This window comes from Clostridium moniliforme (genome assembly GCF_017873235.1).
In the GTDB taxonomy this organism is placed as follows: Bacteria; Bacillota; Clostridia; order Clostridiales; family Clostridiaceae; genus Clostridium; species Clostridium moniliforme.
The window spans coordinates 318,291-335,010 of record NZ_JAGGJZ010000001.1; the positions used below are offsets into that span (position 1 = coordinate 318,291).

The window sequence follows — 16,720 nt, forward strand, 5'->3', positions numbered from 1 at the left end:
TATCAACAAAAATTTTAATATATTTTTAGTAAATATTTAATTAAAATAAAAAAAAGGAGACAGTTATACTATCTCCTTTTTAAAATTATTTTAAATAAGATTCTAAAATTTTCTTTACTCGTGGTGTAACTGCATGAGATCCACCTTGATCTTTAACATCTTCTAAAATCATTGAAATTGCAATTTTTGAATCCTTTGTATCAACTGCTACAAACCATCCATTTTCTTTTCCATTTTTATCATTTTGACTACTTTTAATTTCAGCAGTTCCTGTTTTACCAGCTAAACTAATTCCTGGTATTTTTGCATCTGTAGCTGTTCCTCCTGAACCATTTATTGGAGCTTCAAAAACTTTTATAAGATCAGCTAAATATTTTTTATCAATTGCAGATTTTTTCCAAACCTTAGCTTCACCATCAATGCTTGTTACTAACCTTGGCTTCATAATATCTCCATTATTTCCAAGTGCACTATAAGCTAATGCTATATTTAAAGGTGTTACTAAAACTTGACCTTGTCCATATCCTGTATCTGCTAAAGCTATATTATCTTTTATTTTGCCATCATTTGAAATTTGAGAATTTTCCATTGGATATCCACAATCAAGTTTTTCTCCTATTCCAAATTTTTTAGCACCATTTATAAGATTTTCACTTCCAATATCTAAGGCAGCTTGAGCAAAATAAATATTATCTGAATACTTAACTGCATCAAGTAAATTTACTGGTTTTCCTGGATCATCAACTCTTGTAACTTTATAATTTCCCCATGTACTATCTTGTTGCCAAGTAGTTCCTTTAATATTCTTTGCATCATCTAATTTAATCTTTCCATCTTCCAAACCAGTTGCAGCAGTTATAAGTTTAAATGTGGAACCTGGTGAATATGCCTTACTAAATCTATTTTGTTCTGCTGCATATTTTGTATCTTCTAAATTCTTCTTTTCAGTTTTTGTCATATATGTTGTAAACATATTTGAATCATAAGAAGGGGCACTTACCATTGCTAATATTTCTCCTGTCTTTGGATTAACAGCTGTAACTGCACCTTTTTCTCCATTCATTTCTTCATATGCTTTCTTTTGAAGTTTTGAATCTATAGAAAGTTTTATATCTTTACCGTTTTTTGCATCCTTTTTAAATACTGGTATTTTTTCATTTCCTCTTTCTATATATATTTCTCCCCCATTTTCTTTTCTTAATGTATCTTCATAAACTTGTTCTAGTCCACTTTTACCTATATAACTAGATTGTGTATATCCTTTATCTTTCATTTTTCCAAGTTCTTCTGCTGTAATTGGTCCTATATATCCTACTAGTCTACCAAAAGCTTCTCCACCATTATATATTCTAGAAATTGTATTTTCAACTAAAATTCCATCACCTTCACGATTTTCAAACTTTTTAACTTTATCATCTGATGAAGGAATTTTAACTATTTCTACAAATTGTCCTGGGTCTTTATTTGCCTCAAGTTTTTTATTTATTGTATCTTCACTTATATCAAGAGTTTTTGCCATATCTTTTATTTTAGCTTCTTTATTTTTTTGATTAAATACAGCTGGATGTATTCCTATAATACTAACCTTTCCATCCTCTGCTAATACTTTTCCATTTCTGTCTAATATTTTTCCTCTAGTTCCTTTATAAGTTTCAACTTTAACCTTATCTCCATTAACCATTTTAGGGAATATTAAGTCATCATTCCATTGAATTTTATATCCATCATCACCTTTTACTATAACAGCTTTAAAGTCTTTTAAATCAACTTTTCCAACTACAGTATCCATAGTTAATGTAAATGGTATATCTACCTTACCATCATCTTTATTAGCTTCTCCTGGGGTTATTGATATATTACTTGCTCCAATTGCTCCATATATATTTGTATATCTACTTACAAATTGTTCTTCAGTAATCTTACTTTTAGAATCACTACTAAGCATTTGGTACATTCCTTTAAAATCCTTTTCACTCCACTTTTGCTTATAAGTATTGAATGCTTCATTAGCCTTATTGGTACTTGTACATCCCATTAAAAATATTGACATTCCAAAAACCATTAATATTGATAAAATTAATTTTTTAGAAATTCTCATACCTTTTCCTCCATTTTATATAATTGTATAAATTATATCATATTATTTTAAGGTAAAAAAACTTTTGACATAAGTTAATTTTTTAATTAATTATAAAATTTTAATCATTTTAATATATAAAATAACAAAAAAAACTTTTATGATTAATTAAAAGTTTTTTTTATAATTAATTCATTATTTTACTATAATATTTACTATTTTTCTATCATCTCTAACTGACGTCTAAGTTCTTTAATTTCCTCTTCCTTTGCCTCAATTAAATTTTTATAATCAACTTCTTTTTTATCCCATTCCTTATTAAGAGTATTTATTAATGATGCCATCTCATCTGCACTTCCAACAATTCTATTAAATAGGAGTAAATTAGATTTTAGTAATTCAGGTATTTCATTATTAGAATATCTTAATCTATGGTCTATTTCTCCATATCCTTCTTCAAAAATAGTTCTAACTTGTATTTCTGCAATTACTTTTTGATTTGTTGGATAAAATTCCACTAAATAATGCACTGACCTATATCCTGATTGTCTTGATCTAACTTCTATTCCTAAATCATCAAAAATTTTTGTATTATCTCCATCTCTAACATTTGCTGTTATTTCTATTACTTTCCATGTATTAATTATGAAATCATGAATTTCTTCCCATTGTTCTTTAAATATATGTATAACTCTTATTCCTATTAAATCATTAATTTCATTTTTATAATTGTTAACTGTAAAAGAAAATTCATCTCCATACTTTTCTTTTCTATTTTTTGTTTTTCTTATAACTTTTTCAATTAACCTATAGGGCATCTTTATTCTTGATTTAACAGAATGTACGTTATCATTAGAACGTAAAATATTAGCTATAAAATTTGCTTGGTTTTCATAAGATTCTATATATTTTATATAATCATTATATATTTCTTCTAAATTCTCCATTCTAATTTTATTTTCTTTAATAATCTCCTTACAAATAGGATATTTACTTAAAAATTCATCACTATTAAATTTATTTTTCATATACTTATACTCCCCATTACATTAAATTTAATTTTATTATATCACTAATAAATCTTTATATTTTTTAATATTTTATATAAAGAGTAATTTTTGTAGGATGCTTTAATGAATTTAATATATATATCTAAACTTTATCAGCTTAACAAATTAAATTATAAAAATAATAACAATATTTTATCTATTTTATTATTACTTTTAATCTATAAAAACGGTAAAAATAAAACTAACTTTAATAATGCTACGTCTAATTTAAATAATAATACTATTAATTACAAAGTAAAAAATAATAGAACTACTATTAATAAAAATAAACAATTAAAACTTAATCATAATTTTATAAATAAAACTGAAAAATCTGAAACTAAATTTAACTATAATATAAAAGATAAGAACACCTTATTTTCAGATACATATAACAGTACTAAATTTAATACTATTACAGATTTTATTAAAAACATTACTAATGATATTCATCATCTTAAAAATAGTACTATCATAACTAATAATGAAATAATTGATTATAAAAATACAAATTTAAATAATGAAAAAAATAAATCTAACATAAAGGTTTTAAAATTATTATCTAAATGCCATATTAATGATTCTTTTAAAGGAACTATAAAATTTTCTGATTATATATATGAAATAACTAATATAGAGAATAAATTGACTTTAACAGAAAACCTTTTACTTATTGATATTAATAAAAGAAATGAAGGTACTCTATTTTTAGATGGATATTTAGAAACTAACATTGACTATTCAATACCATTATGTTTTCATCTTCCATTAAGATGTAAAATTAGTAATTATGTAATAAGAACTCCTTTTAAAATATCATCTATTATTAACTTACAATATGAAATTACAAATAATGAAAATACTTTTTATAATTTAAACTTTTCACTTTCTAACATTTCTTTCAATATGAGAAATATATACTTAGATAACAAACCTTTAGAAGAATTTATCAACTTACACAAAGAATTTAATATGACTATAAATGTAAATTATGATTTACTACTTTTCAAAAAATAATTGTAATGTAATTTTCAACAAATATATGTTATATTTTGTAACTTTTTATGTTCTATTTAATACTATATACTATAGTTTTAATTAAACAAAAGATTATTATGAGGTGATAAAATGAACTCAGTATGTGACGAAAGATTTCCAGATAATGCTTGTGCTGAAGATATAATTGTTAATTCCCAATCTTTTAACGCTGTTAATACAGCTCCTACAACTGCTCCTCCTTCTCAGATTAGGGTTCCTGTATTAGTTGCAAATGCAGTTGTTAATCAACCAATAAGAGATTCAATTTGCATTCCTGAAAGATTTTATAGTATAAAGGCAGTTTCAAGAAGACCTATATTAACTCAATGTTATGTTGTTGTAAATACTCCAGTTGCAACTCCTGCTACTGGTACTCTATATGTAGAAGGATATATTTTAAAAAATGTGCAGTATGCAACTCCAATAACTACAACACCTACTCCTCCAACTCCATGTTGTGGGGAAGAAGAATGTTTAGCATTTAGAAATGACTATAATGATTTAACAGCAAAAATTAAATTCGACTTTGCAGTTCCAGTAACTCTTTTTAATTTAGTTCCAACTTCTCCTACAACAAATTTAATTACTGAAAGGTCAGTATTTAAGGATTGTCATAAACAATGTGATAGTGGAACTATAAGTGAATCTGATTGTGAAAAATTATATTCTCAAACTATTGCATTACAAGAACCTTTCACTTGTAGATTAAATAGCTATGCTATAAATGAAGCACTAATTTCTAAAACAACTTGTGAAAATGATGAAGATAATACTTTGTTTGACACAATAGTTGAAAAGATTAATTTAAATTTAAATATTTCTATTTATCAAATTCAAAATAGAAATGCATAACCATTAAATTTATTAGTTAATTCTTTATTATAATATAGAAAGGGAATTATTTTAAATAAAATTTATTTAAAATAATTCCCTGTTAAAATATAAAATAATTATGTTGCTATTATTTTACTTTCCTTACATATAGTCTAAGTAAACATTTACACAAGTTTTAAAATATAGTATACTATTAATATACAATATATTAATTATTCCATAAGCTTAATTTATAAATATATTATAAAAGGGGATGCTTTTTATGATTAAATTAAAAAATAAAAACCAAGTTGTTTCTCCTAAATCAATACTTACTACATTAGGAACTATTTGTATATTGTGTGGTATTTCATCCTTTATATTTGATTTAATGTCCGTAATAAATACACATAGTGGATTAGCTATTACTACTATATTAAGTGGATCTTTTTGTTTATTTGTTGGAAGTATTCAAGAAAGCTAACATATATTTATATAAAAATACTCTAGGAAAACTCCCAGAGTATTTTTTTATTTATTATCTTTCACTATATAATTTTACAATATTTATTATAGTTTCTACAGCCTTTTCCATTGATTCTATTGCTATATATTCATATCTTCCATGGAAGTTTTCTCCACCTGTAAACATATTTGGTGTTGGTAATCCCATAAATGATAATCTAGCTCCATCAGTACCACCTCTTATTGGTTGAATCTTTGGAGTTACATCTGCCATTTCCATTGCTTTTTTAGCAATGTCAACTACAAACATTACAGGATCAATCTTTTCTTTCATATTTCTGTATTGATCTTTAATTTCTACTTTAACAATTTCTTTTCCATATTTTTTGTTTAATGTTTCTGCTGCTTTTACAAATTCTTCTTTTCTTCTATTAAACTCATCTTCAAAGAAATCTCTTATTATAAATGACATTTCTGTTTTTTCAACTTCTCCATTTATATCTAAAAGGAATGAGAAACCTTCGTAGTTTTCTGTTTTTTCTGGAACTTCATCTAATGGAAGTAACTCTAAAAATTCATGAGCTACTAATATTGAATTAATCATCTTGCCTTTTGCACTACCTGGGTGAACATTCTTTCCTATTATTGTAACTTTAGCTCCTGCTGCATTAAAGTTTTCATATTCTAATTCTCCAAGTGCTCCACCATCAACAGTATAAGCATATTTTGCTCCAAATCCTTCTACATTAAAGTGGTCTGCACCTTCTCCAATTTCTTCATCAGGAGTAAATCCAACTTTTATTTCTCCATGTTTGATTTCAGGATGATTTATTAAATATTCCATAGCTGTTATTATTTCTGAAACACCAGCTTTATCATCTGCACCTAAAAGTGTAGTTCCATCTGTAGTTATAAGTGTTTTACCTATATAATCCTTAAGTTCAGGTAATTCTTTTGGATCTAATTTTACATCTAATTCTTTATTTAAAACAATTACACTTCCATCATAATTTTTTACAATTTGTGGTTTTACATCTTTACCACTTATATCAGGTGCTGTATCCATATGTGATATAAATCCTATTGTAGGAATATTTTTATTTTCTGAATTACTTGGAAGTGTAGCATAAACATATCCAAATTTATCTACATGAACATCCTTTAATCCAACTTCTTTAAGTTCACTTTCTAAAATTTTTCCTAATTTTAATTGACCTTCTGTACTTGGAGTAACTCTTGTAGTCTCATCTGACTTTGTATCAACTTTTACATACTCTAAAAATCTGTCTTCAACTTTTTTCATATCATAAACTCCCTTCAAAATAAACTTATATTTATATTATACAACAATTATAATTATAAGGTAGTCCTTATTATGACTTTATATAACAAATCACATGTAAAATTTTTATTACTTCAAACAATGTAAATAATCCATAACATCTTCACCTTTTACTAAATAAGATTGTCCTTTTGAACAAAAAATAGAAGTACTTGTATATTCAATATCTGAATCCTTATTATATTTTTTTCTTTCAATTACTTCTTCTTCATTATGACAAAAATCATAGCCGTCAAAATTAAAACTTAATGATCCCTTACCCTTTGTAAAGCTAACAAACTCTATACCATAATTTATAAATTCTGATACTGGTCCTCTTCCATTTATTATAACATTATCCCCATTATTTATTGGATCATAAAAGCTTCCACTCATTTTTTGTATATCTGATAAAACTCTTCCTATTAAATCTCCTTTAACACTTATCTTAAATTTATAATAAGGTTCAAGCAATCTACTTTTTCCTTGTTCTAATCCTTGTCTTAATGCCCTCTTTGTTGCTTCCCTAAAATCTCCACCACTAGTATGCTTATTATGTGATCTCCCTGTAATTAGTGTTATTTTTAAATCTGTAACGGGACTTCCTGTAAGTATTCCATTATGCTCTTTCTCAAAAATATGTGTTTTTATAAGGTTTTGATTCCCAGAAGTTAAGTCATCTTTACTACATTTATTAATAAACTCTATTCCAGTATTTCTCTTATTTTCTTCTAATTTCAAATAAACTTCTGCATAATGTCCTAATGGCTCAAAATGACCTCCGCATAAAATTTCACCTTCAATTGTTTCTTTATATAAAATTTCTGGCACACCAAATTCTACTTCTAAATTAAATCTATCATTTATAATTTCTTTTAATACTTCAAGTTGAATTTTTCCCATTATACTTATATGGATTTCTTTTAAAGTTTCATTCCAAGAAACATTTAGACTTTCATCTTCACTTTCTAATATTTTAAAAATATTTAAAACATCTTTAGGATTAATTTTCTCATCATAAATAACTTTTACCTTTAATGTAGGCGTCATCTCATAAGAAAAATTGTCTTCAACTCCAATTCCCATTCCTGCCTTTAAACTTTCAATTCCAATAACTCCAAATACATCTCCTGAAGAAACTTTATCTAAAGCTTTAAATTTCTCCCCATTATATACTCTTATTCCATTTACTTTTTCAATTATCTCTTTATTATTTACATTAAACTTAAGTATATCTTTTACTTTTAAACTTCCAGCTAAACATTTTATAAATGTAATCCTATTTCCTTTTTCATCATATTTTATTTTAAACACTCTACCTTTAAAATCTTTATTATCATTAAATTCTGTAAATGTTAATAAATCAAAATTTTCTAAAAATTCTTCTATTCCATCATCTAATAATGCAGATCCCTTAAAACAAGGAAATATTTTATTTTCTTTTATAAGTTTTTTTAGACTTCTAATCCATAATTCACTATTATATCCTTTATCTAAATAAATATTTAATAAGTCATCATCTCTTTCTGCTATAAATTCTATGTTTTCTTCATTTAATTCATTATTAATTTTATCTAAATAAATTATATCCTTACTTAAATTATTTTTTAAATCTTCAAAAGTCCTATTAAAATCTGAACCTATCACATCAATTTTATTTATAAATATAAAAGTTGGTATATTATTTTTTCTTAATAAATTCCATATAGTTTCTGTATGTCCTTGAATTCCACATGTAGAACTTACTATTAATATTGCATAGTCTAATATACTTATTGCCCTCTCCATTTCTGAAGAAAAATCTACATGTCCTGGAGTATCAATTAAATAATATTCAGAATCTTTATATTTAAATATACCTATATCTGAAAATACTGTTATTCCTCTATCCCTTTCTATTTTATTACTATCTAAATAAGCATCCTTATGATCAACTCTACCTCTAGTTCTAATACTTTTTGTGTGATAAAGTAATTGCTCTGAAAATGTTGTTTTTCCTCCATCTACATGAGCAAATATTCCTATTGTCTTTTTCATATTACTACTCCTTAAAACTTTTAATACTTATAATTATAACAAAATAAAAAGTAAACAATATTAATTTAAATTTTATTAAATATACCTTTAATTAACTTCTTGCTTAATTTGGTCTGCTTGTTTTTTCTAGTTTTGTTTCTTACATTTTTTTCATAATTATTCTGCTTTCAACATTATAATTTAAAACACTTAATTTTTATACTATTAAATCTATTTAAAGCCTTCTTGTCTGAATCAAATTTAGACTTAATTCCCGATATATAGGTAAATTAACCAGCATATTGAATAATTTTTAATTCTATGTTCAATAACATCTTAATTTCAGAACATTTAAGTTTTTTAGTTATTTTAAAAATTACAAAAGGTAATGCATCTATAACATCTCCTTTTGTAATAGTTCATCTATTTATACTTACCATAATTCCACCACCATTTGAAATCCTCCAATATTCTCCTTATATTTCCAATTGCTCACTACTATATTATTTCACATAAAATCCATTTTCAAATTTTATATGGCTATGACCATCTACTATTACATAAGTTTTTTAATATTCTCTGCGATATCTTATGTTGTTATCTAACTTTTTATCTGTTCAAACATGAGCAATAGAACCAATTACATCAGCACCTTTATTTTTAAGTTCTTTAACTTAATTTTTGGCTATATTAATAATATTTCTATCGAGCAATAAAAAAAATAAAATCTTTGAAAACACTTGGGGCAAGCTAAAAAATTTGATTTTTTTGCATTACTATTTTATAATTTTAAGTATTGAATTCAAAAAATAAAATAATTAAAAAAGAATAAAATTCTTTTAGTTCCAATAGGGCTTTTTTATTTATTTTTTATATCCTTTTGTCAGAACAAAAGAATTACAATTAATGATGAATAATAATAACAAAAAAGAACTATTATTATATAAAATTAAATTTAAAAATAGGAGACTTAGAATCTAATTTCAATACTTATAATCCAAATTTTCATATAGTTTTAGTTTTTTCTAAATCTTATTTTAATAAAAAATATATATCACAAAAAGATGGCTTAAATTTTGGACAAAGTCAATGAGAGATTAAATAATAACTAAAATAAATATAATAAAAGCTAAATAATTACAAATAAATGTACGAGCTATCAAATTTTTCAGATAAGGATACTGATTATTTAATCAATATACCAATGTTTTATAAATTATTAGAAAACACTTATTAATTTTTAGTGATATATTTAAAGATGTTCCTAAAATGTATTTAAATGGTAAACTATATATTTGTAAGAAAATAGATAAAATCGAAAAAGTTAATTAATTTAAGATGAGATTTTTTAGATAAAAAGATAAAATAATTAATAATACATAGAAAGGATTTTAAAATTATGTTTCAATCATCAATTATAATTAATAAAGAAAAATATAATTCATTTTTTGATAAAAAATTAAAAGATTATATAATATTGCATTTGAAAATGATATTTCTTGGAATAATTACATTAGGATTAGCCTATCCTTGGATTCTTTGTATAAAAAACAAAGCAAGATGTAAGCATACAGTGATTTGTGGTAAAAGATTAAAATTTATAGGTAAACCTAAGGAATTAATAAATCATTGGATTTTATGGTGGTTTTTAATGATTATAACAATGGGTTTTTATGGTATAGTTGTTAAGCTTAGATTTGAACAATGGACTGTTGCGAATACAATTTTTGAAGATTAATATTTATAATTGCATCAAAATCTATATCAAAACTAACCATTCTATTTTTTTAATCTTTTTGATTTTTAGTTTTATGGCTAATAAAAATTTTCTATAGTTTTTTAAAATTTTTCATACATACTTATAATTAAATGGGAGAAATTAAATATAAATAATTTCTCCCTAAAATTTATTTATCTCTTTCCTTTATCAAAAGGTTCTCCAACAGCTTTTGGTGCTCTTGAACTTTTTGAAAAAATAATTAATGCAATTAAAGTCATTACATATGGGAATATTTTTAATATTACTGGTGGAAAATATGAAAGTTCTGGTATAACCTGTGATACATTAGCTATTGTACTTGCAAATCCAAAAAACAATGTTGCTCCTAATATTCCAATTGGTTTCCATTGTCCAAATATTAAAGCTGCAAGAGCTAAGAAACCAAGACCTCCAACATTACCATTAAATTCTCCTGAATAAGTTACTATCATTATGGCTCCTCCAAGTGCTGAAAGTCCACCTGATATCATAACTCCAATATATCTCATCTTATAAACATTTATCCCCGCTGCATCTGCTGCTTGTGGATGTTCTCCACAGGCTCTTAATCTCATTCCAAAAGGAGTTTTATAAAGAACAAATGTTAAAACACCAAAAATCACTAATGCAAGCCAAGTTGAAGCATAAGTATTTTTAAAGAAAAATTCTCCTATTATAGGTATATTGCTTAAAACTGGTATATCTTTTGGTATAAATCCTTGCATTATTCTTATATTTCCACTTCCAGTTATATTTCTAGCTAAAAATATAGTAAGTGCACCTGCTATCATGTTTATTGCAGTACCACTTATTATCTGATCAGCATTTAGGTTAATACTTGCAAAAGCATGTAAAAGTGAAAATATAATACCTGCAACAACAGCTACCAATAGTCCTATCCATAATGGAAGATTTCCTCCTAATTTATCTTGAAGTTGAACAATAGTAAATGCACCAACAAAAGAACCTACTATCATAAGTCCATCAAGACCAATATTTGTAACTCCACTTCTCTCACTATAAAGAGCTCCTAATGCCGTAATTAATAATGGTATTGTAAATGAAATAACATAAGGAAATATTTGCTGTAATGTATCTAACATATTATCTTCCCTCCCTTTCTATTTCTTCACCATTAACTGGCATCATGAGTTTTTTCTGTTTTTTCTTAAGTTTTATTTTATTCATAATTCTCTCAATTACAATACTTGTTGCTGCAAAATAAATTATTGTAGCCATAATTGTATCTGCTATTTCTGGTGGAATATCTGTCATAGCACTCATAAATCCACTTCCTGTATAAAGTAAACCAAAGAAAAGTGCTGCAAATAAAACTCCAATTGGTGTATTTGCTCCAAGAAGTGATACTGCTATTCCATCAAATCCTTGAGGCGGTAAAACTCCAATTTGCATTATATTAGCATTACCAGCATACTCAACTACTCCCGCAAGTCCTGCAAGTGCTCCTGATATCATCATTGAAATTACAATATTTTTATTTACAGATATTCCTGCATACTCAGCCGCATCCCTATTTAATCCTACAGCCTTAAGCTCATACCCTAAGGTTGTCTTATTTAAAATAAACCCAACAATAATTATTGCTATAATAGCTAAAATTATTCCAAGATTTATATATGATCCCTTAAATAATTCTGTAAGCCATTCCATATTTAAAGTTGCAAATGCACTAAGAGGTTTAGACTCTGTATCATATTCTCCTTTAAAATAAGTTGGTATCATATAATAAACAAACCAATATGCTGTCCAATTCATCATTATTGTAGATACAACTTCATGAACATTAAATTTTGCTTTAAGTATTCCAGGAATTATTGCAACTAAGGCTCCTCCTGCTATTCCAGCAGCTATCATTAATATTAAAAGAATTGGTCTTGGAGCATTAACTGTTAATCCAACTCCTGTTGCACAAAAAGCTCCAAATAACATTTGACCAGCTGCACCAATATTAAATAATCCTGTTCTAAAAGCAAATGTAACTGAAAGCCCTGTTAAAATTAAAGGAGTTGCTGTTGCAATGGTATTTCCTATTCTTTCAATACTTTTTAATCCACCTTGAAACAAATAAATGAATCCTTCTATAGGACTATGTCCCATAGCAATCATTAATAATGACCCTGTAAACAATCCTAAGATAACAGCTAATATGGATATTAACCCCTTATTAATTTTCATTTTTTGCTCCCCCTTTTACTCCAGCCATCATTAATCCTATTTCATTTTCATTTGTTTCATTAGCTTTTACAATTCCGATAAGTTCTCCACCATTTACAATTGCAATTCTATCTGAAACATTTAATACTTCATCAAGTTCTAAAGATACAAGGAGTACAGCCTTTCCTTTATCCCTTTGCTCAACAAGTCTTTTGTGAATATATTCAATAGAACCCACATCAAGACCTCTAGTTGGTTGTACTGCTATTAAAAGTTCTGGATTTAATTCAACTTCACGTCCAATAATAGCTTTTTGTTGATTTCCGCCTGATAATGTTCTTGATTTTGAAATTGGCCCTTCTCCTGATCTTACATCAAATTCCTCTATTATATTTTTGGCATAATTTCTAATTGATTCTTTATTTAATATTCCCCTTTTTGAAAAAGGTTCCTTATCATAAACTTCTATTATCATATTTTCTTCTAAAGAATAATCTAATACTAGACCTCTCTTATGCCTATCTTCTGGTATATGTGCTATACCTTTATTTATTCTAGTTTTAATTTTTTCATTAGTTATATCTTCGCCTTTATAAATTATGCTTCCACTTTCTGCCTTTCTAAGTCCAGTTATAGCTTCAACAAGCTCACTTTGACCATTACCCTCAACTCCAGCAACTCCAAGTATTTCTCCAGACTTTACATCTAGTGTAAAATCCTTTAGTCCTAAAACTTTTTTATTATTTTTTACAAATAAATTTTTAATTTCTAATACTGTTTCTCCTGGAATTTTTTCTTCCTTTTTTACCTTAAAATTTACTTCCCTTCCAACCATCATTTTTGCCATTTCTTCTTCTGATGTTTCTTTTACATTAACAGTACCAATATATTTACCTCTTCTAATTACTGTGCACTCATCTGCAACTTCCTTAATTTCTTTAAGTTTATGAGTTATAATTATGATTGATTTTCCAATCTTAACAAGATTCTTAATTATTTTCATTAAATCAATTATTTCTTGAGGTGTTAAAACAGCTGTTGGTTCATCTAATATTAAAATATCTGCATTTTTATAAAGCATTTTAAGTATTTCAACTCTTTGTTGCATACCAACTGAAATATCTTCTATCTTTGCATAAGGCTCAACATTTAGCCCATATTTTTTTGATAATTCTTCTACTTTTTTAGCAGCATTTTTTATATCTACTACTAATCCCTTTCTAGGCTCACAACCTAAAATTATATTTTCTGTAACAGTAAAATTTTCTACTAATTTAAAATGTTGATGAACCATTCCTATACCTAATTCATTTGCAACATTTGGATTCGTAATTTTTACTTCTTTCCCATTTATCTTTATTGTTCCTCTATCTGGCTGGTACATTCCGAAAAGCATCCCCATTAAAGTTGATTTACCAGCACCATTTTCTCCTAACAGTGCATGAACCTCACCTTTTTTCAATCGAAGAGTAACATTGTCATTTGCAACAATGCCTGGAAATTCCTTTCGAATATTAAGCATTTCTACTGCATATTCCATTTAAATCCTCCCCCATAAGTGATGTATAAAAAAGGGGCGTATATCGCCCCTAATGTATTAAATTATTCAAGTAACTTTCCTTGTTTATCTGAAACCTTAATTTCTCCTGCTTTCATTTTTGCAAAAGCATCATCAGCTGCTTTAGTAGCTTTTTCACTTAAATTAGGATTTTTTTCTGGTAATCCAACACCATCGTTTTTAGCATCATATATTAAAGTTTTTCCACCTTGGAATTTTCCTTCAGTTTCATCTTTAATCATGTCAAAAGTAGATTTTTTAATATTTTTTGTAGCTGAAGTTAAGATAACAGATTTTTCATTTCCATCTTTATCTTTATATATACCTTCTGAATATTGGTCAACATCAACACCAACTACCCAAGCCTTCTTACCTTTTTTAGCTCTAGATTTAGCTTCTGTTATAGCTCCAACTCCTGTACCACCTGCTGCTGTAAATATTACATCTACACCTCTATCGTACATTGAAGCTGCTATTTGTTGTCCACCTGCTGTGTTGTTAAATGATCCTTCATATATAACATTTTCTTTCTTTATAGTTATCTTAGTTCCTAACTTTTCGTTAGCATATTTAACTCCTTGTTGGAATCCCCAGTTAAATTTTTGAACTGCTGGTATTTTCATTCCACCAATAAATCCAAAATTACCTTTTTGCATTTCAACTGCTGATGCAACTCCTGCTAAAAATCCTGATTCATGTTCTGCAAAAAATATTGATACAGTATTATCTGCAACTACTGGTTTACGATCTCCACTATGTGGGTTTCCATCTAATATTACAAACTTTGCATCTTTATATTTTTCTTGTGCCTTATATATAGCTGTTTCAAATTTAAATCCTGGTGTAACTATAAATTTATTTCCAGCTTCATATTGATTACTTATTTCTTTTAAGTAATCAGCTTCTTTTTCACCTTTAGGTTGTAAATATTTAGGTTTTGCAATTCCAAGTTCCTTTTCAGCTTGTTCAATTCCTTCCCATGTACCTTGATTAAATGATTTATCATCAATTGTACCTGAATCTGTTATCATTCCAACCTTTAAATCTGATTTTGATGCAGATGTTGTTCCATCTCCACTCTTTTCTCCGCTACCTCCACATGCAACTAATCCAGTAGCCATAACTAATGTAAGAGCTAACGCTATAAACTTTCTTTTCATTTTTTCCCCTCCCAAAATCCTCTCATTATCTAAAATAATGCAATTTACACCACAATTATACAATAGGAAATTATGTAATTCAATATTTTTTGTAACTTTTATTAAATTTTAATGAACTTTTAATTAATATTAGTTAACTTTAATACTTTAATTTATACTCTCATAATATTTTTATAAATTTACTTTAAAATCTTATAAAGATATAAATTTAGCCACTTTAGAATAAAATCTAAAGTGGCTTATACAAGTATCCTATCTTCTATGCCTTTTATTAGTTTTTGAATTATTGTAACTATTATTATTCATATTTTGCATAATAATTTCCATAAACCTATTAATATCATTTGAATCAATACAATTATTGTTTCCAAAATTATTGTTCATATTTGTATTCACAGATCCCATATTATTCATATTACTCATCAACATATTTAATAATTGATTAGAACCTTGCATATTATTCATTCCATTCATCTGTTGAAACATTCTATTTCCCATGGGAAACATTCCACCCATTAGCATATTAATTAATGGATTTCCCATAAATGGATTATTCCCCATAAAATTTTGTTGTCCCATTCCACCTAATAACATGTTTAGTAATGGATTAATACCATTCATTATATTTAGTCCTTTATATATTAATTCTCATTATAATATATTTTAATTTTTTATATTTTGATACAATTTTAAAATGTAATTACTTTAATATTATATCTATAAGTTCATCTTGAATCTGTTTAGAATATTTACCCTGTCTAAATTCATTAACAACCTCTTCTCTTTTTTCAATTTTTAATCTTTCTTTTATACACTTTGGAAATTCTATATACTCTCCTAAAATATTTCCTTTATCATCTATTTTTAATATTGTTGGAATTCTACTTTCTCCAAATTTTTCTTCTAACATATTTTTATACTTTTCCATATTAAAAAATCTAACATTTATATTTTTATTAAACTTTTTTAACTTTAAAAGTATCGGGATAACTGTTGCTGCATCTTTACATCTTGTTTCTGAAAAAACTATTATCTCTGACTTTGAATTTAAATTTTTTATATAATCTAATTTATTATTACATAAATTTGAAACCCTCTCTTGAGACTTAATCATATTAAGTTCCTCTGAAGTAGCACTTTTTAAAAATTCATTATAATCTAATCCATTATCTAATTTCATATATACCCTCCTTATAATTTAATTAGAATAATACAAATAATTTATTTATATTGCTATAATTAAATGTTTTATTATGCAAAAAAGCTTGTATCAATTTTGATACAAGCTT

14 protein-coding genes are annotated in these 16,720 nt (G+C 26.1%); 4 read left to right on the forward strand and 10 right to left on the reverse strand.

Annotation, left to right across the window (positions count from 1 at the left end; translation table 11 throughout):
- Positions 1-85 precede the first annotated feature (85 nt).
- Together J2Z53_RS01530 and J2Z53_RS01535 are read right to left on the reverse strand one after the other, a co-directional pair.
- Positions 86-2,098 (reverse strand): penicillin-binding transpeptidase domain-containing protein, encoded by a 2,013-nt coding sequence (locus tag J2Z53_RS01530; protein ID WP_209795463.1) that lies wholly within the window; start codon positions 2,096-2,098, stop codon positions 86-88.
- A gap of 194 nt (positions 2,099-2,292) precedes the next feature.
- A complete protein-coding gene (locus J2Z53_RS01535; RefSeq protein WP_209795464.1) occupies positions 2,293-3,105 on the reverse strand; it encodes a RelA/SpoT domain-containing protein in 813 nt (270 codons plus the stop codon).
- Between the two features lie 105 nt (positions 3,106-3,210).
- Here J2Z53_RS01535 and J2Z53_RS01540 point away from each other — a divergent pair, with 105 nt between their 5' ends.
- From J2Z53_RS01540 to J2Z53_RS01550, 3 genes are all read left to right on the forward strand, one after another.
- A complete protein-coding gene (locus J2Z53_RS01540; RefSeq protein ID WP_209795465.1) occupies positions 3,211-4,143 on the forward strand; it encodes a hypothetical protein in 933 nt (310 codons plus the stop codon).
- A gap of 111 nt (positions 4,144-4,254) precedes the next feature.
- Positions 4,255-5,016 (forward strand): DUF7852 domain-containing protein, encoded by a 762-nt coding sequence (locus J2Z53_RS01545; RefSeq protein WP_209795466.1) that lies wholly within the window; start codon positions 4,255-4,257, stop codon positions 5,014-5,016.
- A gap of 244 nt (positions 5,017-5,260) precedes the next feature.
- On the forward strand, positions 5,261-5,461 hold the full coding sequence (locus J2Z53_RS01550; RefSeq protein ID WP_209795467.1) for a hypothetical protein: 201 nt from the start codon (positions 5,261-5,263) through the stop codon (positions 5,459-5,461).
- Positions 5,462-5,515: 54 nt separating this feature from the next.
- On the opposite strand, the gene pepT is transcribed toward J2Z53_RS01550, so the two are convergent.
- The gene (pepT, locus tag J2Z53_RS01555) at positions 5,516-6,745 is read right to left on the reverse strand and encodes a peptidase T (protein WP_209795468.1); all 1,230 of its coding nucleotides are present in this window, start codon (positions 6,743-6,745) and stop codon (positions 5,516-5,518) included.
- Positions 6,746-6,853: 108 nt separating this feature from the next.
- The gene (locus J2Z53_RS01560; RefSeq protein WP_209795469.1) at positions 6,854-8,800 is read right to left on the reverse strand and encodes a GTP-binding protein; all 1,947 of its coding nucleotides are present in this window, start codon (positions 8,798-8,800) and stop codon (positions 6,854-6,856) included.
- 1,378 nt (positions 8,801-10,178) lie between these two features.
- Between J2Z53_RS01560 and J2Z53_RS01565 the strand changes: the two genes are divergently transcribed.
- Positions 10,179-10,517, forward strand: a complete 339-nt coding sequence (locus J2Z53_RS01565) for a DUF898 domain-containing protein (RefSeq protein WP_234925743.1) — start codon at positions 10,179-10,181, stop codon at positions 10,515-10,517.
- 173 nt (positions 10,518-10,690) lie between these two features.
- Here the strand turns inward: J2Z53_RS01565 and J2Z53_RS01570 are convergent, their stop codons facing one another.
- From J2Z53_RS01570 to J2Z53_RS01595, 6 genes are all read right to left on the reverse strand, one after another.
- Positions 10,691-11,641 (reverse strand): ABC transporter permease, encoded by a 951-nt coding sequence (locus tag J2Z53_RS01570; protein ID WP_209795470.1) that lies wholly within the window; start codon positions 11,639-11,641, stop codon positions 10,691-10,693.
- A gap of 1 nt (position 11,642) precedes the next feature.
- Positions 11,643-12,734, reverse strand: a complete 1,092-nt coding sequence (locus tag J2Z53_RS01575) for an ABC transporter permease (RefSeq protein ID WP_209795471.1) — start codon at positions 12,732-12,734, stop codon at positions 11,643-11,645.
- Positions 12,724-14,253: an ABC transporter ATP-binding protein gene (locus tag J2Z53_RS01580; protein WP_209795472.1), complete on the reverse strand. Its 1,530-nt coding sequence runs from the start codon at positions 14,251-14,253 to the stop codon at positions 12,724-12,726. The genes J2Z53_RS01575 and J2Z53_RS01580 overlap by 11 nt, the downstream gene beginning before the upstream one ends.
- A 62-nt stretch (positions 14,254-14,315) precedes the next feature.
- Positions 14,316-15,431, reverse strand: coding sequence for a BMP family lipoprotein (locus J2Z53_RS01585; protein WP_209795473.1), 1,116 nt, complete (start codon positions 15,429-15,431; stop codon positions 14,316-14,318).
- A gap of 252 nt (positions 15,432-15,683) precedes the next feature.
- Entirely contained in the window at positions 15,684-16,052 is a 369-nt protein-coding gene (locus tag J2Z53_RS01590) for an RNA-binding protein (protein WP_209795474.1), read from the reverse strand.
- A 79-nt stretch (positions 16,053-16,131) separates the two neighbouring features.
- Positions 16,132-16,611: a thioredoxin family protein gene (locus J2Z53_RS01595; protein WP_209795475.1), complete on the reverse strand. Its 480-nt coding sequence runs from the start codon at positions 16,609-16,611 to the stop codon at positions 16,132-16,134.
- Positions 16,612-16,720: the final 109 nt, after the last annotated feature.